The sequence below is a fragment of the Endozoicomonas elysicola genome (genome assembly GCF_000710775.1).
GTDB classification, from domain to species: domain Bacteria; phylum Pseudomonadota; class Gammaproteobacteria; order Pseudomonadales; family Endozoicomonadaceae; genus Endozoicomonas; species Endozoicomonas elysicola.
On sequence record NZ_JOJP01000001.1, the window covers coordinates 4,989,527 to 5,014,279 of the forward strand.

The 24,753-nt window shown below is 47.8% G+C and carries 24 protein-coding genes; 12 read left to right on the top strand and 12 right to left on the bottom strand.

Annotated features, from left to right (window positions below; genetic code table 11):
* The 8 genes from GV64_RS25390 to GV64_RS20980 all read right to left on the bottom strand — a co-directional run.
* The coding region (locus GV64_RS25390) for a hypothetical protein (RefSeq protein WP_160171819.1) at positions 1–2,801 on the bottom strand (2,801 nt) is incomplete at its 3' end.
* Between the two features lie 738 nt (positions 2,802–3,539).
* Positions 3,540–4,802, bottom strand: coding sequence for a UDP-N-acetylglucosamine 1-carboxyvinyltransferase (gene murA / locus GV64_RS20950; protein ID WP_020583183.1), 1,263 nt, complete (start codon positions 4,800–4,802; stop codon positions 3,540–3,542).
* A 149-nt stretch (positions 4,803–4,951) separates the two neighbouring features.
* On the bottom strand, positions 4,952–5,203 hold the full coding sequence (locus tag GV64_RS20955; RefSeq protein WP_020583184.1) for a BolA family protein: 252 nt from the start codon (positions 5,201–5,203) through the stop codon (positions 4,952–4,954).
* A 117-nt stretch (positions 5,204–5,320) separates the two neighbouring features.
* A complete protein-coding gene (locus GV64_RS20960; RefSeq protein ID WP_020583185.1) occupies positions 5,321–5,632 on the bottom strand; it encodes an STAS domain-containing protein in 312 nt (103 codons plus the stop codon).
* On the bottom strand, positions 5,632–6,303 hold the full coding sequence (locus GV64_RS20965) for an MlaC/ttg2D family ABC transporter substrate-binding protein (RefSeq protein ID WP_020583186.1): 672 nt from the start codon (positions 6,301–6,303) through the stop codon (positions 5,632–5,634). Before GV64_RS20965 ends, GV64_RS20960 begins: the two co-directional genes overlap by 1 nt.
* A 36-nt stretch (positions 6,304–6,339) precedes the next feature.
* A complete protein-coding gene (mlaD, locus tag GV64_RS20970; RefSeq protein ID WP_020583187.1) occupies positions 6,340–6,804 on the bottom strand; it encodes an outer membrane lipid asymmetry maintenance protein MlaD in 465 nt (154 codons plus the stop codon).
* A 14-nt stretch (positions 6,805–6,818) separates the two neighbouring features.
* On the bottom strand, positions 6,819–7,613 hold the full coding sequence (mlaE, locus tag GV64_RS20975; protein ID WP_020583188.1) for a lipid asymmetry maintenance ABC transporter permease subunit MlaE: 795 nt from the start codon (positions 7,611–7,613) through the stop codon (positions 6,819–6,821).
* Positions 7,610–8,467, bottom strand: coding sequence for an ATP-binding cassette domain-containing protein (locus GV64_RS20980; RefSeq protein WP_020583189.1), 858 nt, complete (start codon positions 8,465–8,467; stop codon positions 7,610–7,612). The genes mlaE and GV64_RS20980 overlap by 4 nt, the downstream gene beginning before the upstream one ends.
* 406 nt (positions 8,468–8,873) lie before the next feature.
* On the opposite strand from GV64_RS20980, the gene GV64_RS20985 reads away from it, so the two are divergent.
* The 5 genes from GV64_RS20985 (at position 8,874) to lptB (ending at position 12,975) form a co-directional block, all read left to right on the top strand.
* On the top strand, positions 8,874–9,836 hold the full coding sequence (locus tag GV64_RS20985; RefSeq protein ID WP_020583190.1) for a calcium/sodium antiporter: 963 nt from the start codon (positions 8,874–8,876) through the stop codon (positions 9,834–9,836).
* 123 nt (positions 9,837–9,959) lie between these two features.
* Entirely contained in the window at positions 9,960–10,934 is a 975-nt protein-coding gene (locus GV64_RS20990) for a KpsF/GutQ family sugar-phosphate isomerase (RefSeq protein WP_020583191.1), read from the top strand.
* A gap of 24 nt (positions 10,935–10,958) precedes the next feature.
* On the top strand, positions 10,959–11,567 hold the full coding sequence (gene lptC / locus GV64_RS24035) for an LPS export ABC transporter periplasmic protein LptC (RefSeq protein ID WP_020583192.1): 609 nt from the start codon (positions 10,959–10,961) through the stop codon (positions 11,565–11,567).
* A 57-nt stretch (positions 11,568–11,624) separates the two neighbouring features.
* Complete coding sequence (lptA, locus tag GV64_RS21000; RefSeq protein ID WP_020583193.1) at positions 11,625–12,164, top strand: lipopolysaccharide transport periplasmic protein LptA; 540 nt, start codon at positions 11,625–11,627, stop codon at positions 12,162–12,164.
* An 85-nt stretch (positions 12,165–12,249) separates the two neighbouring features.
* Complete coding sequence (gene lptB / locus GV64_RS21005) at positions 12,250–12,975, top strand: LPS export ABC transporter ATP-binding protein (RefSeq protein WP_020583194.1); 726 nt, start codon at positions 12,250–12,252, stop codon at positions 12,973–12,975.
* Between the two features lie 61 nt (positions 12,976–13,036).
* On the opposite strand, the gene dcuC is transcribed toward lptB, so the two are convergent.
* On the bottom strand, positions 13,037–14,410 hold the full coding sequence (dcuC, locus tag GV64_RS21010) for a C4-dicarboxylate transporter DcuC (protein ID WP_034844437.1): 1,374 nt from the start codon (positions 14,408–14,410) through the stop codon (positions 13,037–13,039).
* Positions 14,411–14,774: 364 nt separating this feature from the next.
* On the opposite strand from dcuC, the gene GV64_RS21015 reads away from it, so the two are divergent.
* The 3 genes from GV64_RS21015 (at position 14,775) to GV64_RS21025 (ending at position 17,254) form a co-directional block, all read left to right on the top strand.
* On the top strand, positions 14,775–16,238 hold the full coding sequence (locus GV64_RS21015) for an RNA polymerase factor sigma-54 (RefSeq protein WP_020583196.1): 1,464 nt from the start codon (positions 14,775–14,777) through the stop codon (positions 16,236–16,238).
* A gap of 227 nt (positions 16,239–16,465) precedes the next feature.
* Positions 16,466–16,780: a ribosome hibernation-promoting factor, HPF/YfiA family gene (gene hpf, locus GV64_RS21020; RefSeq protein ID WP_020583197.1), complete on the top strand. Its 315-nt coding sequence runs from the start codon at positions 16,466–16,468 to the stop codon at positions 16,778–16,780.
* A gap of 27 nt (positions 16,781–16,807) precedes the next feature.
* On the top strand, positions 16,808–17,254 hold the full coding sequence (locus GV64_RS21025; RefSeq protein ID WP_020583198.1) for a PTS sugar transporter subunit IIA: 447 nt from the start codon (positions 16,808–16,810) through the stop codon (positions 17,252–17,254).
* A 173-nt stretch (positions 17,255–17,427) separates the two neighbouring features.
* Here the strand turns inward: GV64_RS21025 and GV64_RS21030 are convergent, their stop codons facing one another.
* On the bottom strand, positions 17,428–18,960 hold the full coding sequence (locus GV64_RS21030; RefSeq protein ID WP_020583199.1) for a hypothetical protein: 1,533 nt from the start codon (positions 18,958–18,960) through the stop codon (positions 17,428–17,430).
* 414 nt (positions 18,961–19,374) lie between these two features.
* Between GV64_RS21030 and rapZ the strand changes: the two genes are divergently transcribed.
* The 3 genes from rapZ to mgtE all read left to right on the top strand — a co-directional run bounded on the left by rapZ (position 19,375) and on the right by mgtE (position 21,976).
* A complete protein-coding gene (gene rapZ / locus GV64_RS21035; RefSeq protein ID WP_020583200.1) occupies positions 19,375–20,232 on the top strand; it encodes an RNase adapter RapZ in 858 nt (285 codons plus the stop codon).
* Positions 20,232–20,501 carry an HPr family phosphocarrier protein gene (locus GV64_RS21040; RefSeq protein ID WP_020583201.1) on the top strand — a complete coding sequence of 90 codons (270 nt, stop codon included), beginning with the start codon at positions 20,232–20,234 and terminating at the stop codon, positions 20,499–20,501. The genes rapZ and GV64_RS21040 overlap by 1 nt, the downstream gene beginning before the upstream one ends.
* A gap of 116 nt (positions 20,502–20,617) precedes the next feature.
* Positions 20,618–21,976: a magnesium transporter gene (gene mgtE, locus GV64_RS21045; protein ID WP_020583202.1), complete on the top strand. Its 1,359-nt coding sequence runs from the start codon at positions 20,618–20,620 to the stop codon at positions 21,974–21,976.
* A 59-nt stretch (positions 21,977–22,035) separates the two neighbouring features.
* On the opposite strand, the gene pmbA is transcribed toward mgtE, so the two are convergent.
* On the bottom strand, positions 22,036–23,397 hold the full coding sequence (pmbA, locus tag GV64_RS21050; protein ID WP_020583203.1) for a metalloprotease PmbA: 1,362 nt from the start codon (positions 23,395–23,397) through the stop codon (positions 22,036–22,038).
* 218 nt (positions 23,398–23,615) lie between these two features.
* Between pmbA and yjgA the strand changes: the two genes are divergently transcribed.
* Complete coding sequence (yjgA, locus tag GV64_RS21055) at positions 23,616–24,158, top strand: ribosome biogenesis factor YjgA (RefSeq protein WP_020583204.1); 543 nt, start codon at positions 23,616–23,618, stop codon at positions 24,156–24,158.
* 38 nt (positions 24,159–24,196) lie between these two features.
* Here yjgA and GV64_RS21060 read toward each other — a convergent pair whose 3' ends face one another.
* Positions 24,197–24,604, bottom strand: a complete 408-nt coding sequence (locus tag GV64_RS21060; protein WP_020583205.1) for a group III truncated hemoglobin — start codon at positions 24,602–24,604, stop codon at positions 24,197–24,199.
* Between the last annotated feature and the right edge of the window lie 149 nt (positions 24,605–24,753).

Genomic DNA, 24,753 nt, shown 5'->3' on the forward strand with positions numbered 1-24,753 from the left:
TTGACCACCTCACCGATGACCGCCTTGATGTGCTTGCCCAGGAGCAACCGGCCCGCCGCCTGTTCCGGTTCGTCTTGCTTCCTCAGGTCGAGAACATCCCCCGTCGCCAGGTCATACAACTGGCCTGTACCATGGCCCAACTGCTCGACGACGGCCTCACAGAGCTGGCGCCAGTGCTCCCGTGTCTGTGGCTCTTCACTGTCTTCAGCCGTTTCACCCATGGCATCAAGGGCAGCAATACCGATCAGCCCGGTGTCCCTATCGGGTACCGGGTCCAGCTTTTTCGCCACCCGTGCCAAGGTCTTTGACGCATCTACCCGGTGCTGCTGACCGGTTGCCACTGCCGCACGCAGGGTTTCCAGGTGCCCATCCAGAATGCCTTCCAGATCCTTCACTACCTCCGCCATCAGGGTCCGGGCCCGGGTTTTCACATCCTGCCGGATCGCTTCCCTATGCTTCCTGACCAACGCCGTCAATTGATCCACACCGTAACCGGACAGCCGCTTGAACACCTCACCCTGGTCAAACTGCTCACTCAGGAAGGGCGCTATGGCACCGCTAAGCGCCTCCGGGTCTACCGCCTGCCCGGTACTCCGGGTTACTTCCACAACTGCCCCGGATACCGCCGGCGCCACAAGGGGGTTGACCCGGGCAACCACGATGTCCAGCAGTTTATCCCGGTTGGGGTTCGTTCCGGCTTCACCCTCGCCAGCTTGCGACCCTTCGCCCGCCAGCCAGCGAAGCACATGGTCAATCACTTCATTCTGTGCACTCACGACCCGATCGGTCAGCACCCGGGTCAACCGGGCGCGGGCGCTGTCCTCATCGGCCTTAAAGAGGTCCTTCACCACGTCGGACAACCAGTCAACGCCATCGCCCAGTCCCTGCAGGGGCAGGTCCCGGCCAATCCTCTGCACTGTCTCATAAGGCAGGGCTTTCAGGCCTTCACCCAGCTGGTCAGCCCCGGTGCGGAGCAGGTCGGACAGCTCTTTTCTCAGCACCTGGTCCACGGCCACCCCCGCCGACGTGTGCGGCTTTGCAACGGCTCCCTGCGCTGACGGGCCGGCGGCCGTTGCCTTACCTTTGTCATCTGATGTCAGTGCCTGCCCGGCCGCCTGTGTCACCTGGACAACCAGTTGCTCTCTCATGGCCGCGGACAGCAGGGTTTCACACATCTTATTAACGGCGGGCGTCGTCAGCAAAGGCGGCAGTTTCTCGATCAGCCCCGTGGTGCCCTCTGCAGGCTGCTGGTCACCGGTCTCCTGACCATCAGTCTGTTGGGCGGCATTCCGCTGGGCAATGAATCCGGCACCTTCGCTGACCACGTCACCGATGACCGCCTCGATGTGCCTGCCCAGAAGCGCACGACCCGCCGCCTGTTCCGTTTCGTCTTGCTCCCTCAGGTCGAGAACATCCCCCGTCGTCAGGTCATACAACTGACCTGCCCCATGGCCTAACTGCTCAACGACGGCCTCACAGAGCCGGCGCCAGTGCTCCGGTTTCTGCGGCGCTTCACTGCCTTCAACGTCGGTACCCAGCATTTCTCTCACGGCATCGACATCCGCTAGATCGGGCAGTTCCGGATTCTCCTCGAGCTCCGTGTTAAGTACTGCGGCTGCCTGTTGTTGGTTAGCTCTATCAGTGCTAGCAACCTTGTCAACAAGAGCTTTAAACCCTTTTCCCTCAGCCTTGCATTTTTGTAAATCCCGTTTTAATGCATCCAAGCGGAATTTAATGGCTGAAACAATTAAAGGTTCGGCGTAGGCAATGCCTTTATCAAGCTTTCCTTTAAATTGTTCTGGGTCCCTAAACTGGTTAATAAACTCATCTAAAAGCTCATTGAGTGCACCCGTAATTCGATCACTGGTACCAAACAACTTCGCGATAGTGGTGCCATGTTTTTTTAAAATAGCGCTACAGGCACTCTCTACTTCGCCAATAAGTCTTGTTTTTTCAGACTTGACGTCTTCTGGTGCATCCACATACCAATCGTTAAGAATTTGAACGGTATCTGCATGAATGAATATCAGGGATTTAGTGATTATGGATTTCACTTTAGCCAGGACTTCATCAAAATTGCTTTCTGTTAGGTCTATACCGTCTTCCAACAGCTGAGCTAAAGCTTCATCTACAATCTGCTGGATGCATTGAGATTCAACCCCTTCCAATTTTTTATCTATAAAGGTTCTTCCTGACTGTAAGGCAGAAGCAACACACTGTCCCAGTAGTTCATCAGCTTTATTTCCTTCACTATTAACACGAGATGAAGTTGACAGCTTCAGAATGTGTTCGATCAAACTGACAAGATTGTCTTGTATGCTTTTTTGTCCATCGGTGGTGTCAGCCCAATTAACTCCACTCAAACAGGCATGATGAGCTAAATGAAACAAGATTGGAGAAATAGCTCTAGTGAAGTTATTCAGTCTTTCATTATTACCCCTGTCATCAGGAACCCTTGGTATATCAACTGAGTTTATTTTCAAAGAAGTGGCACGCTTAACTTCTTTTATTAACACCAGAGTAATTGCCCTGGACAACTCCTCACGCGCATCCGGATTTTTGAGTATTTTTTTTATCTGCCATTCTGCCAGGACAGTAACAGTACGATCCTTTAGATCTTTAGCTAGACCTTTAGCAGCAGCACCAAACCTTTTGAAAAAACCTAACCCGGTTTTAGTTGGCTCAGCAGTTTCAACGCCCCTTTCTATGAGGGCTGGAGGTTGTGTCGCAGGAACACTAGCATCTTCTAGTTGTGGAGCTGAGCTATCACTATCGATAGCATCAATTTGTTCCTCATTCACTGAATTGCTAATTAGCTGAGTGGTGTAGTCAACTCCCTGATGGAGAGCCTCATGAACTCTTTTCAGAATTTGAAGATAGATATTATGGTAGATGTGTTGAAAAGCTAGAGCATCTGAATACTCATCCCCAGAACTTTGGGAAGTTTCAGAAAGTGGACTAGCAGCTCTGGGTGTATTATCACAAACACCGACTGCATCCGGCAGTCCGGATACTGTATCTGTTGAAATAGCTTCAAAATCATTGTCTACAACAGAGCCTATAATGACCCTCCCTGAAGCTCGGGTGATAGACTCTCGGTCACTAAGTAAAGTCCCGCTGCTAGAGGGAGGGTTCAGTCTTCCTTGGAGGCTAGCTGAGTGATCAGGTTCAGTGGGGTTAGATTTAGGACGAACAGATTCAAGCCTCCTGTTTATTCCATCAGGAGATCCATGTGTACATGCTACGGCTGGATTAACAATAACTAGCCCCAAGTCCATTCATTAAGACTCCATTCTACTGCCTAACACATTCTTGTATTTGAAGTAGTCTTTATCACTCAGTAAACACTGGGTCAGTGAAACCGACGAAATGATAAAATCCATCTACCCGTTTGATTTAAAAGAACTTAATAAATCTGCAGGTTATTACAAGCAAATCCGAAACGACCGTTTTATTGGAATCTTAAAAAGGAGAAAAGTTCCCTGATTTTTGACCAGAAAGTCGAAAATCAGGGTAAGAGGATAGAAAAGAAGTGTAAATCAGGCAGGAACGCGACGAATCTTGGCACCAAGTTGCTGAAGCTTTTCTTCAATACACTCGTAACCACGATCAATATGGTAGATACGCTCAACCAGAGTATCTCCCTCAGCAACAAGGCCTGCGATGACCAGACTGGCCGAGGCTCTGAGGTCTGTTGCCATGACCGGAGCAGCCTTCAGTTGCTCAACGCCTTTGATAATAACGGTGTTGCCTTCAACATCAACATCTGCACCCATGCGCTTCATTTCCTGAACATGCATGAAGCGGTTTTCAAACACGGTTTCTGTGATCCGACCAGTGCCTTCGGCAATGGTATTGAGCGCCGTAAACTGAGCCTGAATATCCGTAGGCATTGCAGGATAAGGAGCTGTTTTCAGGTCAATGGCTTTCGGCCGCTTACCTTTCATATCCAGCTCAATCCAATCATCGCCCCATTCAACGGAAGCACCGGCTTCACGGAGCTTGATCAGAATGGCATCCAGAATATCTGGCTGGGTATCTTTCAGGCGAACACGGCCACCGGTCGCTGCGGCGGCAATCAGGTAGGTTCCGGTTTCGATACGGTCAGGAAGCACTGAGTAGGTGCAGCCATTGAGTCGTTCAACGCCTTGAATTCGAATCAGATCCGTACCATGGCCCTCAATTTTGGCCCCCATGGTAATAAGACATTCTGCCAGGTCAACCACCTCGGGTTCACGGGCAGCATTTTCAATAATCGTTTCACCATCGGCCAGCGTGGCTGCCATCAAAATATTTTCCGTTCCAGTAACCGTCACGGTATCCATCAGGATATGCGCACCCTTCAGGCGGTCTTTGACACTGGCTTTGATATAACCGTCTTCAACGGTAATATCGGCTCCCATAGCCTGCAGGCCTTTGATGTGCAAATCAACTGGACGACTGCCAATAGCACAGCCACCTGGCAGTGAAACTTCCGCAGACTTGAACTTTGCCAGCAGTGGTCCAAGGACCAGAATGGAAGCTCGCATGGTTTTCACCAGTTCATAAGGGGCTACGAGCTGTTTAATGGTGCTGGCATGAACTTCAACATTCATCTTTTCATCCACCAGCAACTCAACACCCATGCAGCCAAACAGCTCACACATCGTGGTTATGTCATGCAGGTGGGGCAGGTTGCACACTGTGACCGGAGAGTCGGCCAGCAGAGTCGCTGCCAGTATTGGCAGGGCAGAGTTCTTGGCGCCAGAGACCCTGATCTCTCCATCAAGACGCACGCCACCGGTGATAATCAGTTTATCCATGGTTTCTCACTTAATGACCGGAAAGGTAATCGGAAAAGATGCTTTCATCGGAGGGTACTCAGAGCAGGCACTGATTCATATACAGCTATACAGCCATCTACACCGAGCATAGGATGATCTTTGTCGGATTGAACCTCTCAAGGACCCTGTTAGCCCTGGTTATCCAGTTGTCTGGCACGCTCTGCTGTTGTAAGCGCTACCATTGATACAGCGTGAATTGCACCACTGGTGATAAATGGATTCAGGTGAGAATAGATCATCTGCTGACGCTGAACCGGTCTCTTGGCTTCAAACTGGTCACTGATTACGGTCAGGCGAAAGTCACATCCCTCACCTTCAACAATCACTTGTGAACCCGCAATCTCTTTTTCCAGCAGCGCCTTGACCTCTTCGGCTTGCATGATCCAACCTCTCAGGGAATAACATTCAGGAATTAAAGGGAACAGTAAAATCGGTCAATGATATCTGAGAGAGGGTTCCATTGATAGCCCCAAAAAATATATGAGATCCAAGCCGAATCACTCTGCCAAACAGCTCACACTATTTATGAGTCCTTGTATTCCACAGACTTGGGCAAGTGCCTTCAATTTAACAGGCATGCTGGAAAAGCAAATGGATTTATTATGCTCACGAGCCAAGCGAACCCAGGAAAGACAGACTGATAGCGCAGAACTATCCGCTTGAGAGACACCTCTTAAACTGATCTCCCAGCGATCTTCAGAAGTACTTTCAAGTAGCTTCCGCCCCTGTAATTCAATAACAGGGGCGGTTTCGAAGTTAATAATACCACTGAGCTTGAAATGCCCTGGTTCAACCAACTCCAGAGACATTACTTCTTATCCTCGGCAGCGGCATTACCTTTCATAATCTCTGCCCAGTGATCAACAACATACTGAACGTTATTATGCTTGCTCATCGCATCAGCAAACTGATTACGGAACTGAATACCAATATTAATACCATCAACAATAATATTCCTGAGCTTCCAGCGTCCATCATCATGCACCATGGAATAAGAAATGGCGACGATACCCGATGAGGTTCTTACCGTCATATCAACAGGTACCAGTCGAGCCTTACCGGCTTTATAATCACTCAGTACCGCTTCAGGGACGGCATCGACTTTCTCAATAGTCAACCGTGTATCGTCCAGCTTCAGCAGAGCCTTACCATAAAAGCTGATCAAGCTGTTTTTAAAAACTGACGAAAATTGTTCAACCTGCTCAGGCTTCGCACGACGGGAATATTTACCCATAACCCCCCGGGCAATGGAGTCAAAAGCAACAACCGGAGACAGCTGACGGTCGACCTCTACGATGAAAGCATCACTATCCTTTTTATAACCATCGATATTTTTCTCGAGCGTAGACAAAAGCTCACGGGTAATCGTTTCAACATCCTGTTGTGGTGACTGAATTGTCTGCTCCTCTGCAAAAACAGCCGAGGACCACTGTAAAAACAGCATCGTCAGAACAGTCAAAAAGGTTTTATTGCGTTTCATCGTCCATTCCATCCGCTAAATCAGAGAGAAGCAGGGCTACTCTCCCTTGTTCACTGTACCCAGGAGAAACTTACCGATCAGCTCCTCAAGAATGAGGGCTGACTGCGTATCTTCAAAACGATCACCACTGCGTAAGTAGGCTTCATCGCCACCGATACTGATGCTGATGTACTGCTCTCCCAAAAGCCCCGCTGTTACAATCGCTGCTGTGCTATCAACAGGGATATTATCGATGTGCCGATTAATATCCATCACCACCTTGGCCATATAAGTGTTTTTATCCAGCTCAATTTCTTTGACCTTACCGATAGTCACACCAGACATGGAAATTTTAGACCGGGGTTTCAGAGCTCCAGTGTTATCAAAGTAGGCATGAAGTTCATAAGTCTCACCACCGCTCTTCAGTGAAAGACCACTCACCTTTACAGCCATAGCCACCAGTGCCAGCATTCCCGCCAGCATAAAGGCGCCTACACTGATTTCTACCGTACGCATCCGCATTTTATGCTCTCTCCTTAAAGCTCACCAAACATCACTGCGGTCAGAATGAAATCAAGCCCAAGTACAGCAAGAGAGGCATAAACTACTGTCCTCGTTGTTGCACGACTGATGCCCTCTGAAGTAGGAATCGCATCATAGCCCTGAAAAACAGCAATCCAGGTCACCACAATACCAAAAACAAGACTTTTCACCATGCCATTGCCGACATCGTGAACAAAATCAACGGACTGCTGCATTCCTGTCCAGAACGAGCCTTCATAAATGCCCAGCCAGTCGACGCCCACCATAACCCCACCTAGAATACCAACAAGGTTGAAGATAGCTGTCAGTAACGGCAGTGAGATAACACCAGCCCAGAAACGGGGTGCGATAATCCTTTTCAAAGGGTCTACGCCGATCATTTCCATGCTGGACAACTGCTCAGTAGTTTTCATCAAACCAATTTCGGCCGTCAGAGCAGAACCAGCACGCCCAGCGAAAAGAAGAGCCGTCACCACAGGTCCCAACTCGCGAACCAGACTCAAGGCCACCAGCTGTCCAACAGCCCCTTCTGAGCCGTAGCGAACCAGAATACTATAACCCTGCAACCCAAGAACCATACCGATAAAAAGCCCGGAAACTGTCACAATAATTAACGACAGCACACCTACGTTATACAGCTGTTGTATCAGGAGCGAGCCCCGGCCACTAAAGCCTGCCCTGGAGAAAATAGCCAGAAACAGAAAAATACCGGACCGACCGAGAGATTGAATATGACCGAGACCAAACTGACCGAGTTGAGCCAGCCGATCCAGAACATCAAATTTCATTGAATCCCCCCAGAGCCAGTATGTCGTTTTGCCAGTAAATCATCTTGATAGTCATCTGCGGGATATTGAAAAGGTACCGGCCCATCCGGTAATCCCTGCATAAACTGACGCACCCTCTCATCATTTGAGCTCAACATTTCTTCAGGTGTTCCAGAGCCAATAACGTCGCCATCAGCAATCAGATAAAGTAAATCAGCAATACTGGCGGTCTCATGAAGATCGTGGGAAACAATGATGCTGGTGATTCCCAGCGCCTGATTCAGTTTACGAATCAACTCCACCAGAACGCCCATGGCAATCGGATCTTGTCCAACAAATGGCTCATCATACATCACCATTTCCGGGTCAAGCGCAATAGCACGGGCCAGCGCCACACGTCGACTCATCCCTCCTGACAACTCACTGGGCATCAACGACCATGCGCCACGTAAACCAACCGCATGCAGCTTCATCAACACGATGTCACGAATCATCGACTCTGATAACTGAGTGTGGATACGCAGAGGAAAGGCAACATTCTCAAATACACTCAAGTCGGTAAAAAGAGCGCCACTTTGAAACAGCATGCCCATCTTACGACGCAATACAAATAATTGGTCTCTGGACAGACTGGACAGATCCTGTCCATCAATCAGGATAGAACCCTGATCTGGTCGGAGTTGTCTGCCAATCAGGCGAAGCAGGGTCGTTTTTCCAGTACCCGACGGTCCCATGATACCCACGACTTTGCCTCGAGGGATATCCAAGTCGATATTATTAAAAATAGCCCGGGCACCGCGGTAAAAGGTTAAGCCCCGGATCTCAATAAAATTATCTGTGCGATTTTCTTCACAAGAAGAGGCGGAGTTCATCATTGAGTAAGCAGATCCCTGCGACAGACAGAATAAAAGGTCATCCAGACATAGAGCCTGTTGAGGTTTTATGCGAGCTCAGCGGGACGCGTAGTCTGGCTCTGAAAAGCGTCATATTCGCTAAAGACTTGAGCAGCGCGTAGTCATTCTACGTCAAGCAAGTCTGACAAAGCAGATGGCGCTTTTCTGAGCCACCCTGATACGCTGAGCACACAATAAAACCTTAACAGGCCCTAAACATTATGACCTGTTTCACACTTTTATTGCACCTTATTGATAGCAACGCTTAAATTCTATCGGATTGTTCTTATTCGTATATGGTCAATTCAGACTGCATTGCAGTTGCATTGCCAGCCTTATTTTCCATACACTCCCTTCCTTTATACAAAATCTTGAGAAACCTTCCGGAATGAGTCCTGCCATTTATGCCATAGCAGCCATTATTATTGGCTTCATACTCCTCACCTGGAGTGCTGACCGCTTTGTTGGCGGTGCAGCTGCTACTGCCAGAAACTGGGGTATTTCCCCCATGCTTATCGGCTTGACCGTGGTATCCATAGGTACTTCTGCACCAGAAATATTAGTTTCTTTGATGTCTGCCATTCAAGGACACACAGATATCGCCGTTGGTAATGCCATTGGCTCCAACATTGCCAATATGGGGTTGGTACTTGGATTAACAGCACTTATCGCACCATTGCCCGTAAAATCTGCGTTAGCCAAGCGTGAAATTCCCTGGCTGCTGTTTGTGACAGTTATTGCTGGCGCCTGTCTGGCAAACAACTATCTTGGCCTTACTGAAAGTCTTGTCCTTCTCGCTGGCCTTTTTGTGACACTGTATCTCATGGTGATCTGGCAAAAGGCTCACCCGGAAGAGCCTTTGGCTGAAGTTGAAGAAATTGAAGAGCTGCCTTCGAGCAGAGCCTACCTGGAACTTATTGGTGGCCTATTACTGCTGCTGATCAGTGCCCAGATTTTGGTATGGGGAGCCAAAGAAATTGCCACACTGATGGGCATCAGCGAACTGGTCGTTGGTCTGACCGTCGTAGCCATTGGTACCAGTCTTCCTGAACTTGCAGCTTCTGTAGCCAGCGCTATAAGAGGGCATCACGATATTGCTCTTGGTAATGTTGTCGGCTCTAACATCTTCAATTTACTGGCAGTACTGTCCATGCCAGGCCTGGTTGCCCCAGGATCGTTGAACGAATCCGTTTTTTCCAGAGACTATACAGTCATGCTGGCATTTACCGTTCTAGTGGCTGCCATGGCTATGCTTGGTAAAAAACCTAAAACACTGGGGCGTTTTACAGGTATTATCCTGCTAACTGGATATGTCTGTTACGGTGCATGGCTCTATACACAAGTTGTCTGAGCGCCAGATTGACTTTGGGAGTTTGAAACTCTCACACCCCGGCACTGAACTATTTTACACAGGAGTCTGAAAGGTTATGCTTTGCCATAAAATCCTGACATCTCCATCAAAGGCTTTACCGAAATGACCTCTGACCAGAATTTTATTGAAATTGGTCGTCGCACCATCCAGATAGAGAAGGATGCCATTGAAGCCTTGCTTCCACGCATCGGTGAAGACTTCAGCCAAGCCTGCCGGTTAATGCTTGAGTGTCGAGGCCGGATTGTTGTCGTAGGTATGGGTAAATCAGGACATATCGCCCGTAAAATCAGTGCAACACTGGCCAGCACGGGTACTCCGGCATTTTATGTCCACCCGGGTGAAGCCAGCCATGGTGATATGGGCATGATTACCGCGGATGATGTCGTACTTGCGATTTCAAATTCTGGCGAGACAGCGGAAGTCGTTACTTTGCTGCCTCTGTTCAAGCGCATGGGCGCTGCTGTCATCAGCATGACAGGCAAGTCATTATCAACTCTGGCACAGGCAGCAGAAGTCAACCTGAACACTGGTGTTGACAAAGAAGCATGCCCTCTTGACCTGGCACCAACATCCAGCACCACCACTCAGCTGGTGATGGGTGATGCACTGGCTATCGCACTTCTTGAAGCTCGAGGGTTTACGGCAGAAGACTTCGCATTTTCACACCCTGGCGGTGCACTGGGTCGCAGGCTTCTTTTGAAAGTTCAGGACGTTATGCATGAAGGTAACCGTATCCCCATGGTCAAAAAAGGCACCCGACTGGGAGAAGCGTTATTGGAAATGACCCGAAAAGGGCTGGGAATGACCTCCATTATTGATGACAATAATGTGGTCATTGGAATTTTTACGGATGGAGACCTACGTCGCGCACTTGACCATGGTGTCGACCCTCACAACACTACCATTGATGATGTCATGACCATTAAATGCACGACTATCACGCCAGAAATTCTGGCAGCTGAAGCCCTGAAAATTATGGATGACCGGAAGATCAATGCTCTAATCTGTGTTGATGAAAACCGCCATGCTGTCGGTGCAATCAATATGCATGACTTGCTGAAAGCGGGCGTGGTTTAAGCAGCTTACAGTTACGGAACCTGGATGACCTACCGCAATCATCTGATAATCTCAGCAGTACTCATGCTAATGCTGGTCACAGGCTATTGGGCTTATGATGGCTCAATAGTGCCTGCAAGCAACAGTCAATCACCAATTATCCGACAGGATGCTGATTACTTTCTGGTCGATGCACTGGTTAAGGAGTACGACCTCACTGGTGCCTTACACTACCAGCTGAAATCAGACAGCATTACCCATTATCCGCACAACGATAATACTTTGCTTCAACTACCGGTATTGACCAATTTCAGTGACAACGGGCAGGTTACAACTTCCCGCTCAGAAAACGGAAAGTTACTACCCGGTGGTAAAGATATTGAACTGTGGGACAATGTTGTGATCATCCAGTCCAGCCCTTCAAAAAAACAGCATGCTGATGTGCACTCTTCTGAAAACCCTCTCAAACAAGAGCTGCGCATGGACACAGATTTCATCACAATATCTCCAGACCTTGAGGTTGCCAGCACCGATCGCCCGGTGTTGATCACCAATGATACAGGTGAGACTAGAGCCATTGGCATGACGGCTTACTACAAACAGGGAAGAGTTCAATTGAAATCCAGAGTACGGGGGGTCTATGAACCTGAATAAGCCACTTATTCTAAGAATCGATGCCTATTATTACCCCAGTCAAAGGAACGACAGCGTATGACTATTTACTTACCTCGTATGAAAGCATTAATAGCCGGGCTATTGCTTGTTCCATTTATGGCAATGGCATTACCCACAGATCGTCAGCAGCCCATCAAAATTAATTCTGATGCCGCTGACATTGATAATAAGAAAGGCGTTTCGGTGTATCGTGGTGACGTGGTGATGACTCAAGGCACCACTCGCATCACTGGAGACATCATTACTATTTATACCAAGGGACGTGAAGTTACCAAGGTTATTGCTCAAGGCAATAATAAAGGAAGAGCTTATTACGAAGAGCTCCAACCTGGCGAACAGGGAACCGTTCAGGCTTGGGGCTACACCATTCGATACGATGTAAATAGTGACCAGATTGAGCTGATTAAAAATGCTCAGCTCTCTCAAAAAGGTGACACCTTTAAGGGGGAAAAAATCAACTACAACCTGGCCCAACAAACAGTGAATGCCAAAGGTACACCGAATCAGGGTGAAAGTGGTCGTGTACAAATGGTTATTCAACCCAAACAGAAGCAGAGTCCTGACGCCAAGCCCTGATTTTTTCTCAGGCCACTCTCTGTTTCAAGATGCTGTTTCACGACGGCTTCAAATTTCATTTTTTATCAGGTTAACAGACAACCGGATGGCAATCCTCAAGGCAGAACACCTTAGTAAAAGCTACAAAGGCAGAGATGTTGTCAAAGATGTCTCTCTTCAGGTTAATAGTGGTCAGATCGTAGGGCTTCTTGGACCTAATGGTGCCGGTAAAACCACCTGTTTCTATATGATCGTCGGCCTCGTCAAGGCTGACGGTGGTAAAGTGAGCATTGATCACCAAGGCCTCACCTTCCAGGCAATGCACAATCGTGCCCGGGCTGGTATTGGCTACCTTCCCCAGGAAGCTTCAATATTTCGCCGCCTCAGTGTACGGGACAATATTCTGGCAATTCTGGAAACTCGAAAAGACCTCAATAAAAAGCAGCGTGTCGAGAAAATGGAATCCCTGCTGGATGAGTTCAATATTGGCCACATTCGTGACAGCGCTGGCATGGCGCTATCCGGCGGCGAAAGAAGACGAGCAGAAATTGCCAGGGCACTGGCCACAGATCCGACCTTTATTCTTCTGGACGAACCCTTTGCCGGTGTTGACCCGATATCCGTTGGTGATATCAAGTCCATCATCCGCCATCTGCAGAACCGGGGTATCGGGGTCTTGATTACCGACCATAACGTTCGGGAAACGCTGGATATCTGTGAGAAGGCTTATATCGTCAGCGAAGGGCATATCATTGCTGAGGGCGACAGCCATACTGTACTGTCCAACCAGAAGGTTCGTGACGTTTATCTTGGGCACCAGTTCAGTTTATGATTTTTTCCTAGATGCAAAAAGGCTGGTGAAAACCAGCCTTTTTTATTCATGCCTGATGTTTTTATACAAACAGAATCAAGTGCAGAGCCATACCGACAATAAACGCCCCAATCATCGGTACCGATGTTCTTTTCACCACTTCAAACGGTGAGATTTTGGCAATACCGGCACAGGCAATGACTACCGCTGCGATGGGAGACATGGAACGCCCCATGGAAGCCGCAAAGTTCATAGGCAGGAGCATGGTAACCGCAGGAACACCAAAGCTCTTGGCCACTTCCGGAGCCAGTGTGGCAAACGACAGGAATGCAGCATTACCAGAACCCATCATGATGGCCGACACAGCGATCAGACAGGCCATGAAGATCGTCATCGCACCAGCGCCTATACCCAAACCTTGGGCAGAACCCAGCAGAGAGTCGATCGCACCAATATGCTTTAAGCCCGTAGCAAAAATTTCAGCACCAATAATCAAGCCAACCACTGGGCCAAAGACTGCACCCATTCCGTTAAGGAAGCGATCAAAGCCTTCAAGCGACGCTTTCATTTTCCGTGAACGGATCACTTCACAGAGCATGCCGGCAAATACGCTGATCAACATGGCCATGACCAGATTCATTTTGATGGACGACACCATCATCTTGGAAAAGATCAACAGCAGGAAGAAAGGAATCATGGGCAGCAATGCATAAAATGCAGGGGCTGGCTCTTTCTTTTCATCATCAGAACGTTCGATGCCCTCACCCACATGCTCTGCAGCAATATAGCCATCTTTCAGGTCACAGCGACGCTGCCAGACAAAGTGAAGAGCCGCAGCCACCAGAGCCATGGGAACGGTGATCCAAGCCTGATACCCCAGGAAGTACTCTGTAATCTCCAGTCCGGACTGGCTGGCAGCAAAGTTGGCATTCACCTGAGTCACACCGATTTCAAAAGCTGCTGGAGAAGCAATAACAGCAACCGCTGAAGCAGGGCTCAAACCGATATTTCTCAGCACCGGATACAGTGTCACCATCAGCAGCAGACCAAGTCCAGTTGCAGAGGTTACGAACATCTGCAGCACTACACTCAGTAAGTAACACAGCGCCAATACCATATAGGGAGAACGGAAGCGGCTGATCGGCTTAACCGCGAGTCGAACCAAGGCTTCAGAGGCACCGATATGTGACATGTAGCTGGCAAAACCACCACAGGCCATAATGGTCAGACCCAGGCTGGCCATACGGTAACTGAACACTGAGTTCATCAGTTCAAAAATATCAAAAGGCATAAAGCCGGTGGCTTTAGCCGCTGGCAGAATATCCTTTACACCCATCAGTGCTGCTGCACTGAGCAACACAATACCTGCGATGGCTAATGATGCAGATGCACTGTAGTTCTTCACTATGGCGTAAATAACCAGTGCAACCACTGGTATAACGATAAGAATATCCACAAAAAACCCTGAAAATGCTTAAATTTCATACAGGTTATTTCTTGTACTAAGGTTTGTAATTGATCAGAGTCAAATAATGATTCAGTACTTTTATTAAACAATTCTCATAGTCGTTTTGACCGAACACCTAAGACGGAAACCACTGATACAGAACAAAGAAACACAGTCGAACTCATCATCTTTAACCGTGATACTTTTTTCGGATACGACTATGGGTTTATAATCAGCCACACATGGAGAGTGGTCGCAAAAGCATCCGTGCTAATACTGACCAGACAACGGTCACCCCATTCCATCAGTTTTTTGGGGAAGATCGGCAGCCTGCAGTCTCCACGGACAACGAAGTAAAGGTATACTGTTGCCTATGAAGCCTTCCTTACAGCTCAAGATGGGCCAGCAGCTGACCATGACGCCTCAGCTGCAACAGGCCATCCGGCTGCTACAGCTATCAACTCTGGACCTTCAACAGGAGATCCAGGAGGCTCTGGAGTCCAATCCCATGCTGGAACCCGAGGATAGCCAGAGCGATGACATGCCCACCAGCAGTGATGGCAAGGAAGAACTGCTTGATCTGAGTGAAACCACGTCAGAACCTGAACCTCAAGAGATGGCGGAGTGGTCAGAAAGCATTCCTAATGAGCTTCCGGTAGATTCTGCCTGGGATGATGTGTATTCCAGCCTGCCTGCCAGTAGTGGCGACGATGATTATGACCCACTGGCAAAATCTTCAGCCGAAGAGTCACTTCAGGATCATCTGGAATGGCAGCTCGATATGGCTCCCATGAGCGATCGGGACCGCCTGATCGGCCTTGCTATCATTGAAGCGGTTAACCCAGACGGTTATTTGACCTGCACACTGGATGACCTGTTTGTCTCACTTCAATCCCAGCTAGAAGAACTGGAGATTGAAGAGATAAAAGTACTTCAACACAGAATTCAACAATTTGATCCTGTGGGCTGCGCCTGCACAGATTTAAAAGAGTGCCTGCTGGTTCAACTTCGGCAACTTCCACCATCAACACCGCACTTTAAAAATACCGAAAAACTGATCAGCCTCCATTTGGAGTCACTCGGCACTCGCGATTATGCTCGAATTATGCGCAGGGCCAAGCTGAAAGAAGATCAGCTACGGGAAGCATTGAGCCTGATTCAGAGCTTTACCCCAAAACCGGGGAATGCCATTGACCAATCTGAAGCGGAGTATGTTGTCCCGGATATCTCGGTTAGAAAAATAAAAGAACGCTGGACTGTCGAGCTTAACTCAGATGCCCTGCCAAGATTGCGTATTAATAATAACTATGCGTCCATGGTTCAGAGAGCCAACAACAGTCGTGATAATGTATTTATGAAAAACCACCTTCAGGAAGCCCGGTGGTTTCTGAAAAACCTGCAAAGCCGTAATGAAACACTGATGAAAGTCGCCAGTCAGATCATTGCCTACCAGCAGGAATTTCTTGAAAAAGGGGATGAAGCCATGAAACCTCTGGTACTGGCAGATATTGCCGATGCCGTTGGCATGCATGAATCAACCATCTCAAGGGTGACCACCCAGAAATACATGCACACACCACGGGGAGTCTATGAACTGAAGTATTTTTTTTCCAGTCATGTCAGTACCGATGAGGGGGGAGAGTGCTCATCCACAGCCATCCGGGCCCATATTCGCAAACTGATTGCTGAAGAGCCCCCCCGAAAACCACTGAGTGATAATAAAATCGCAGCCATACTGGGAGAACAGGGAATCAAGGTCGCCCGGCGCACTATCGCCAAATATCGCGAATCTATGAACTTACCTCCCTCTAACGAGCGAAAACAACTGGTACTCTGATTACCCAGAGGGCCTTGTAAAGAGCGTACAAAGAATAGTTTTTTTGCCCCAGGGCATTCCAAGCTGCATTGACAGTGTTAGAATCGAAGACAGCCATGAGCGAAAATGCCGTTCCTACCTTCACCCGAAGATAAGGAAACAACGAAAACGGCATTTTCAGTAAACAGCCAGTACGAAAAATCCCGCGGACTGGTGATTATCTGGAAATGGGATCAGGAGAGCGTTACATGCAAGTCAACATCAGTGGACATCATGTCGAGGTAACAGAAGCTCTGCACGACTATGTGATCAAGAAACTGGAACGTCTTGCTTCACATTTTGACCATATCACCAATGTTCAGGTGACCCTGAGTGTAGAAAAGCTGGTGCAGAAAGCAGAAGCGGTTCTGCATACGCGGGGAGCTGAGATTAATGCGACCGCCGAGCACGAAGACATGTACGCAGCCATTGACCTGCTCTCGGACAAGCTGGATCGGCAGCTGGTTAAACAGAAAGAAAAAGCGCTACACAGGCAACAGGGTGCCAGTGGCCATGCCCTTTGATTTTTCAGGTTGCCATTCTTATATAGCATGATTATTCATCGCATCTTAACCCCCGAGCGCACCCTTGATGGTGTGCACGGGGTCAGCAAAAAGAAAATTCTGGAATTTATCGCTGATCGAATCAGCAGTGAAGTCCCCGAAATCAACGCCAAAGAATTGTTTGAAGCCCTGGTTGCCCGGGAACGTCTTGGCACTACTGGACTGGGAGAAGGCGTAGCCATTCCCCACTGCCGTTGTAAAGCCTGTCCGGAGCCGGTTGGCCTTTTTATACGACTGGCGGAACCCGTTGACTTTGACTCAGTGGATCGTAAGCCGGTTGACCTGGTATTTGCGCTGATTGTCCCGGAGGGTGAAAACCAAGAACATTTGGAGATTCTGAAAGCTCTGGCCGAACGCTTTCACTCTTCGCTAATGCTGCAAAAAATACGGACAGCTACAGATACAGGCATGCTCTATCATTGTGTCAGTGACTAGAACACCTTCCAACAGTCTCCCTGATTTTTTTAAGGGTCATCATTCATACTCGTGCAAGTGATATATTTTTGTATTATCACTTTGCTGCTTTTTGATTAGGTTTAAAAAAAGCCGTCTTATAAAAGACGGCTTTTCTGTCAACACTACTTACAAAAGGCGCTTAGTTATCCTCTTTAAATATCAACAAGTTTTCCTGTTGGTGCTTTTACATCAACTTTTTTCAGCCCAGCACGCTGTTCCTCATAGAGCTTTGATTTCGCTCTGGCTTCCGCTTGAGCGTCTTCGAGGAACTTATCAGCAGGTGACATCTCAGGCTGAGTATATTTGGTCCTTTTTACAAGATCCTTCAGAGCTTGAAACTTACTCGCTTTTTTAGCCTTTTCTTCCAAGTCTTTTCTTGGAGGCACTGGAGGAGCATCTAACTGTTGACCATCAACTCTTACAAGCGTTGTAGTATCACTCTTTAGTACTTGACTAAATGGCTTCATTCCAAAGGCATCTACACCTGATGCATCTTCTTGGAACTGAACATGCTTCTTACGAGGTTTACGGAATGGCGCATTAGCAAACACATCATCAGAGACCTGCTGATCTTTTTTCGCCTGCCGTGCAACAATTTCATTAGCTTTGAGAGCCAATTCAGTGCTAGCCTCTTTCAACTGTGCCAAATCAGCCCTGACCTCATCCAGCTGTGCCTCCTCTTCACTCTCTTGCAACAATGGCTCAAGCTCAGATCTTTTCTGTGCTTTCAGTTCCTCAATCTGTGCTTTACTAAGAGCATTCCTGGCATCAATTTTAGCCTTACGCTCAGCCATCTTTCTATCCATCCAAGCTTTCGCCTTCAACATTGTTGATGGAGTCTCTTTAACTGCTACATAGTGTGCAGTCCCATCCTTAGCAGCTTTCTGCTTTGTGAAATCAGCCATGAAGACATTCACTTGAGTGTTCGCATCTTCCTCAGCAGTCCGATTATCAAAGATGTCTTTGAGAAGCTTTGCTTGAGCTTCCTCCCTCTTTTCTTCAATATCTTTAATCGCTAATAGTGCCTCCTTATCTCTTAAATCTGCTGCCCCTTGCCTATTAGCAATATGTTCCAGAGCACAGTTCTTTTCAGGGCCAAATGCAGAAAGATCATAGTCTTTTTGCCCAGAACAAGGTGAACTAACTGTAGTACGCGGAGTAATCGGTGCTGCAATACCTCGGATACCTTGTTCTTTTTTAAGTTCCTCAAGCATTCCAGCTCTGCCTTCCTGCTTAGCGGCTTTCTTAGCGTGATGCATATCAACTTTAGGAGCAACCTTGTTCTTGATAGCATTAACAATAAACTCAAGACCGGTATACCTGTAAACAAACTTAACAACCTTAATTGCCCAGTCTTTCAAGGTTTTGAAGACTTTGCCAGCACCACTCTTAAATCTTTCCCATTTTGTTTGAGCAATAGGATCCAAAGCCTTTTTGTAATCCTGCATACCATCAGTCTTGTGCTTAAGATAACCCATATGGCTTTTAGCCAATTTATCTTCATCTGCATTCTGACCAGCAATAATAACTCCAGTTGTTTTTGGCTTAGAATCTTCATACTTTCTTTCCAATGGTCTTACCATGCGTCTAAAGCATTTTCCAAAATCATCAGTGACGTTATCTTGCTGGTGAGCAGCTTGTGGATAGGTGGTTGCGAGATTTTGTGTATTCTGAACGTTAGCCATGCCGTTACTCCTTTAACGATTTATACTATTCATAAACAAAGGATGTTTAAATTCCCCTTCACATCCTTATAATCTGTAAACAATATTCAGAAAGTTCCATTAAATGAATAACAACAGCGTTAACATTGCTAACAAACTCGAAAAATCATGACATTAAAGTGAGGGGGTTAAAACAAAAAACAGCTTTTTAAATATCACTAAACCTCCTACGACTTTAGTTGTATACACTTCGTGAAATCAATAACCTATACAAAAGCCACTATGCACTTTACAACCCAACCTCTAAAAACCTTAAAACTCTCAGTAGGCTAATTGACAAAAAGTTGCTTTAATATTGGAGAGACCAACTTAAAATACCCACAGTGCATAAATCCACCTATATATGCCAGGCTCAGGAAGCATAAAGGAACAGCCATGAAGCTTATCATCATCAGCGGGCGATCCGGTTCTGGAAAAAGTTCAGCTCTGCACACCCTTGAGGATGAAGGGTTCTATTGTGTCGACAACCTGCCAGCCAGCATGCTGAGTCAGCTACCAGACACCTTGAAAGGCCATCATTCAGAGCCACCAAAAATGGCGGTAAGCATTGATGTCCGTAATTTACCCGGGGCACTGGACAACTTTCCCGAATTGCTCACCTCCCTGAAAAGTAAAGGTATTGACTGTCAGGTTCTTTATCTGGACACCGATAGTGAGAAACTGGTCAGCCGCTACAGCTCCACCCGGAGAAAGCACCCTCTCAGTGATGACCAGATATCTCTGAGAGAAGCCATAGAAATAGAAAAAAAACTGCTGAAGCCCGTGCTGATAGAAGCAGACCTGAAAATTGATACAACACCGCTTTCTGTCCACCAAATTCGCGACCTGATCAAACAGGAGTACTGCGGTGATGAGAAGACAGGGATGGCTGTACTCTTTCAATCTTTTGGTTTTAAAAACGGAACGCCTTCCGACGCTGATTTTATTTTTGACGTTCGCTGCCTTCCAAACCCCTTCTGGGTTGAGTCCCTAAGAATTCATACTGGTCTGGAAGAACCCGTCATTGATTTTCTGAAAGATGACCCTGCAGTTACTGAGATGGTCAGCGATATCAGTGCCTTTATCGAGAAGTGGCTCCCCCGATTTGAATCAGCCCAACGCAGTTATATGACCATTGCCATTGGTTGCACTGGTGGGCAGCACCGCTCAGTCTATATTTGTAAAACACTGGGTGAACTGTTCACCAGTAAACTGGAACGGGTTCAGGTCAGACACAGAGAGCTTCACGAATAATGATTACATATCGAAAAAAAATTATTAATAAACTGGGTTTGCATGCTCGGGCTGCATCCAAGTTTGTGACCACGTCATCCGCTTTTTCCAGCCAGATTGAAATTGAATTCAACGGGCGTAAGGTCGATGGCAAGAGTATTATGGCCGTCATGATGCTGGCAGCTGGACAAGGCTCCGAACTTGAGCTTCTTTGTAATGGTCGTGACGAGGAGGCAGCCTGTCTGGCACTGTGTGAACTAATAGACGATCGCTTTGGTGAAGAAGAATAACTGGCTCCCCCTTACCAGGGAGTAGCCTCTGCACATACAATAAGTGACCATTCTCCATTTTCTCTGGATACCTGGTTTTTTAACCCGATACCCAGAATCCAGTCAGGCAGATAATAATGGCCCAGCAGCTGCAATTGAGCATCGGTGAAGACGAGCTAAAAAAACTCAATGATGCTCTTGAGCATGGCGTATCTTCAGAATTACGTACCATGCTGAATACATTGCCTCCTGCTGATACCGCACACTTGCTTGAGTCTTCACCTCCAAAGCTACGAAGCCTGTTATGGCGACTGGTAGACAGGGAACAGGAAGGCGATGTACTTCAGGAATTAAGTGAAGAGGTTCGACAGTTCTTTCTGGATCAGATGAACATTGCCGAGCTGAAAGCGATCACTGAAGGTCAGGATGTTGATGACATCGCAGACCTTCTACAGCAGCTGCCGGACACCATCACCCGTCAGGTTCTGGACTCCATGAACAGCCAGGACCGACAAAGGGTTGAAGCCGTTCTGGCTTATCCGGAAGACTCTGCCGGCGGCCTGATGAACACCGACACCATTACAGTGCGCCCCAATAACACCGTTGATGTTGTACTTCGCTATCTTCGCCGTCACGAGGGCATTCCGGATACCACTGACAGCCTGCTGGTTGTAAACCGTCGTGATGAATACATTGGCCGTCTGCCCCTTACCTTACTGCTAACAACCGAACCAAGCGCCACCGTCAGGGAGGTGATGTTAACCGACCTTGACCCTATTCCTGCAGATATGGAGGATACTCAGGTAGCCCAGCTGTTCGAGCGGCAGGACCTCCTTTCTGCCCCCGTCGTTAATGAAACAGGCAAACTGCTTGGCCGTATCACCATTGATGATGTGGTGGATGTTATCCGGGAAGAAGCCGAACACTCCATGATGAGCATGGCGGGCCTGGATGATGATGAAGATACTTTCGCCCCGGCATTACGAACAGCCAGACGTCGTGCGGTATGGCTGGGGTTCAACTTGATTACGGCATTTATCGCCGCCTCCGTCATTGGCCTATTCCAGGAAACTATTGATAAAGTGGTTGCTTTAGCGGTTCTGATGCCCATTGTTGCGGGAATGGGAGGTAATGCTGGCAGTCAGGCTCTGACTCTGGTCATCCGGGGGATGGCTTTGGGGCAAATCAGCAAAACCAACCTTAAATGGTTATTAAGCAGAGAGCTGGCTGCTGGTTTTCTTAATGGGCTGCTCTGGGCAACACTAGTGGCTGCAATTGCCTGGGTCTGGTTTGATGATCCGGTTATCTCTCTGGTCATTGCCTGTGCGATGGTCATTAATTTAAGTGTTGCGGTCATCACCGGAGCAGCATTGCCGGTTCTTCTCAAATCAATGAATATCGATCCGGCACTGGCTGGCAGTATTATTCTGACGACCGTATCTGATGTAGTTGGCTTTTTCTCATTCCTTGGGCTGGCGACGATTTTTTACGGGTAGGCTTTGAACCACAAAGACCACAAAACTTAATGTACTTTGTGGTCTTCGTGGCTCAAAAATCACTCGCCAGCCAGTTTCATACTGCTGATTAGAATTGAACCGGTCTGGATATTCCCCCGCTTATCCACGTCATTACCGACAGCAACAATATTCCGATAGATATCTTTCAGGTTGCCGGCAATGGTCACCTCAGAAACCGGGAACTGGATTTCACCATTCTCTACCCAGAATCCACCAGCGCCACGGGAATAATCGCCCGTTACGGTATTAACCCCCTGCCCCATCAGCTCTGTTACCAGTAAACCGGTACCCATTTGCTTCAACAGCTCACTCTGATCGCCAGCATTACTTTCAACAAACAGGTTATTGACACCACCCGCATTACCAGTGCTATCCATGCCTAACTTACGGGCAGAGTATGTACTTAAAATGTAATGCTGCAAAATACCATCTGTAATAAAGTCTTTGGCGTAGGTTGCCAACCCATCATTATCAAAACTCGCAGATCCGAGCATGTTCTTTAATAGAGGCTGCTCATGAATGCGCATCCATTCTGGGAAAATTGGTTTACCCAGATGATCCAGCAGGAAAGAGGCCTGACGATAGAGACTACCACCACTGATCGCCCCCAGAAAATGAGAGATAAGGCCTGAAGCTACCTCTGGTGCAAACAGCACAGGTACCTCTGCAGTACCTACTTTGCGCGCTCCAAGTCTGCGAACCGTGCGCTCTGCAGCTTTCTTACCGACAGCGATCGCTTTTTCCAGTTCATTGGCATTACGGTTTACTGTGTACCAGTAATCCCGCTGCATCTCATCTCCCTGCATGCCAATCAACACAGCACTCAGGCTGTGGCGACTGGAAACATAACTGCCAACAAAACCATGACTGTTTCCATAGACACGGCAGCCCTGGTGGCTGGATACACTGGCTCCGTCTGAATTAATAATTTTATTACTGTAGGCCCGGCCCGCATCTTCACATTGCAGTGCCAAATCAATAGCCTGCTGGGCATCTATCCCCCAGGGATGATACAAATCAAGATCAGGAAGCGACTCGCCGTCTGCCATCAAAGTTGCATCTGCAAGACCTGCATAAGGATCTTCGGAGGTGTAACGGGCAATATCACAGGCAGCTTTTACTGTTTCACGAATCGCCTGCAGGCTACTATCAGAAGTACTTGCCGAACCTTTCCGTTTACCAAGGTACACGGTAATACCCAACCCCTGGTCACGATTAAACTCAACCGTTTCAACTTCACCCATACGAACACTGGCGGAAAGACCTGCATCCATACTGATACCAACCTCACAGGCGTCAGCTCCCTGCCTGGCGGCCTCATCAAGAATATCGTTAGCCAGTGTTTTCAGTCTGGCCTCTTCGCTACGTGGATCCAGTACTGCATTGGAAGATTCGCCCATGATTCCACCTGATCTGTTTTGTTTATATCTATTGTGCCGCTGCTCATCGAAGAATGCATCAGATAGTTGCTCTATCCGACACAAGGGAAAAAACATCCCAATTGAGAAGCATTCTGAAGTAAAATACTAAGAATTGTATCTATTTTCCTATCCATGGAACTGCTTTGCCATAATCCAACTTTATGAAAACTGCAGATTCCCATCAATGGCAACCCTCTATGAGTAAAAAGAGCCGTCGTATCCAGGAAGCCTGGGACGATGAAGAAACCGAAGAAGTCATCATCGTCAGCAAATCCGAACTCAAGCGTGACATGGATGAGCTGAAGAGTATCGGTGCCCGACTGATGGAACTTAAGCCAACACTGCTGGATAAGCTGCCTCTGAATGATCGCCTTCGTGAAGCTCTGGATGAGAGTAAACGCATTAAAAGTCATAATGCCAGAAAGCGGCACCTCGGTTTTGTTGGAAAACTGCTGGCTGACCAGGATATTGAACCCATCACGGAACTTCTAAATCAGCTGGATTCCTCCAGTGAAGAATACAACCGCCGGTTCCATCAATTGGAGAGGTGGCGTGACCAGCTTATCCATGATGATGACAGTCACACGGCATTAACTGAATATCTGGAGCACTACCCGGAAGCTGACCACCAGCATATCCGTCAACTGGTTCGCAATGCCCAGAAAGAAGCCTCCCAGGACAAGCCTCCAGCGGCGGCAAGAAAGCTGTTCAAATACCTGAGGGAAGTGGACGAACTTTAGGCAGAACCATGAACAGGCTGAAATCAGCCTGTTCTCCCCTACTCCCTCTCCTGAATTTGCAATCCAACGATATTCCCCTGCATCACAATATGCTTTTGCAAGTTGCGAGCAATACCCCTTGCCCAACTTTTTGCCTTTTCCGCATTATCCCCTATAAAGCAGTCATCCAGTGTCTGATCAAACAGTTTCAGCCATCGTTCCATCTGTTCGGGGTGAAAATCGACCTTCTGAAACACCTCAAGATGAGGCTGCAGCGCATTTCTACGGTAACCTCGGGACTTCAACAGTAACGACTCCCAGAATGTAATCATAATGGGTAGATGATATTCCCAGTCAACCTGGGCAATATCGTTAAAAATAGGCCCTAGCACGTCATCCTTCTGGACTCTGCCATAGAAGGTCTCCACCAGCAGCCTGATATCGTCTGAAGTAGTGATATCCTTCATAACCACCTCTTGATTTCTCTACATCGCCCCATCAGCACACCTTGTAGCCAAGCCTGAAACAACAGCCAATCTGACATTATTTTCATACACAAACTATAACATGCATTTTAAATGCTACAATTAAATCACAAGAATGACTGCAACGGCGC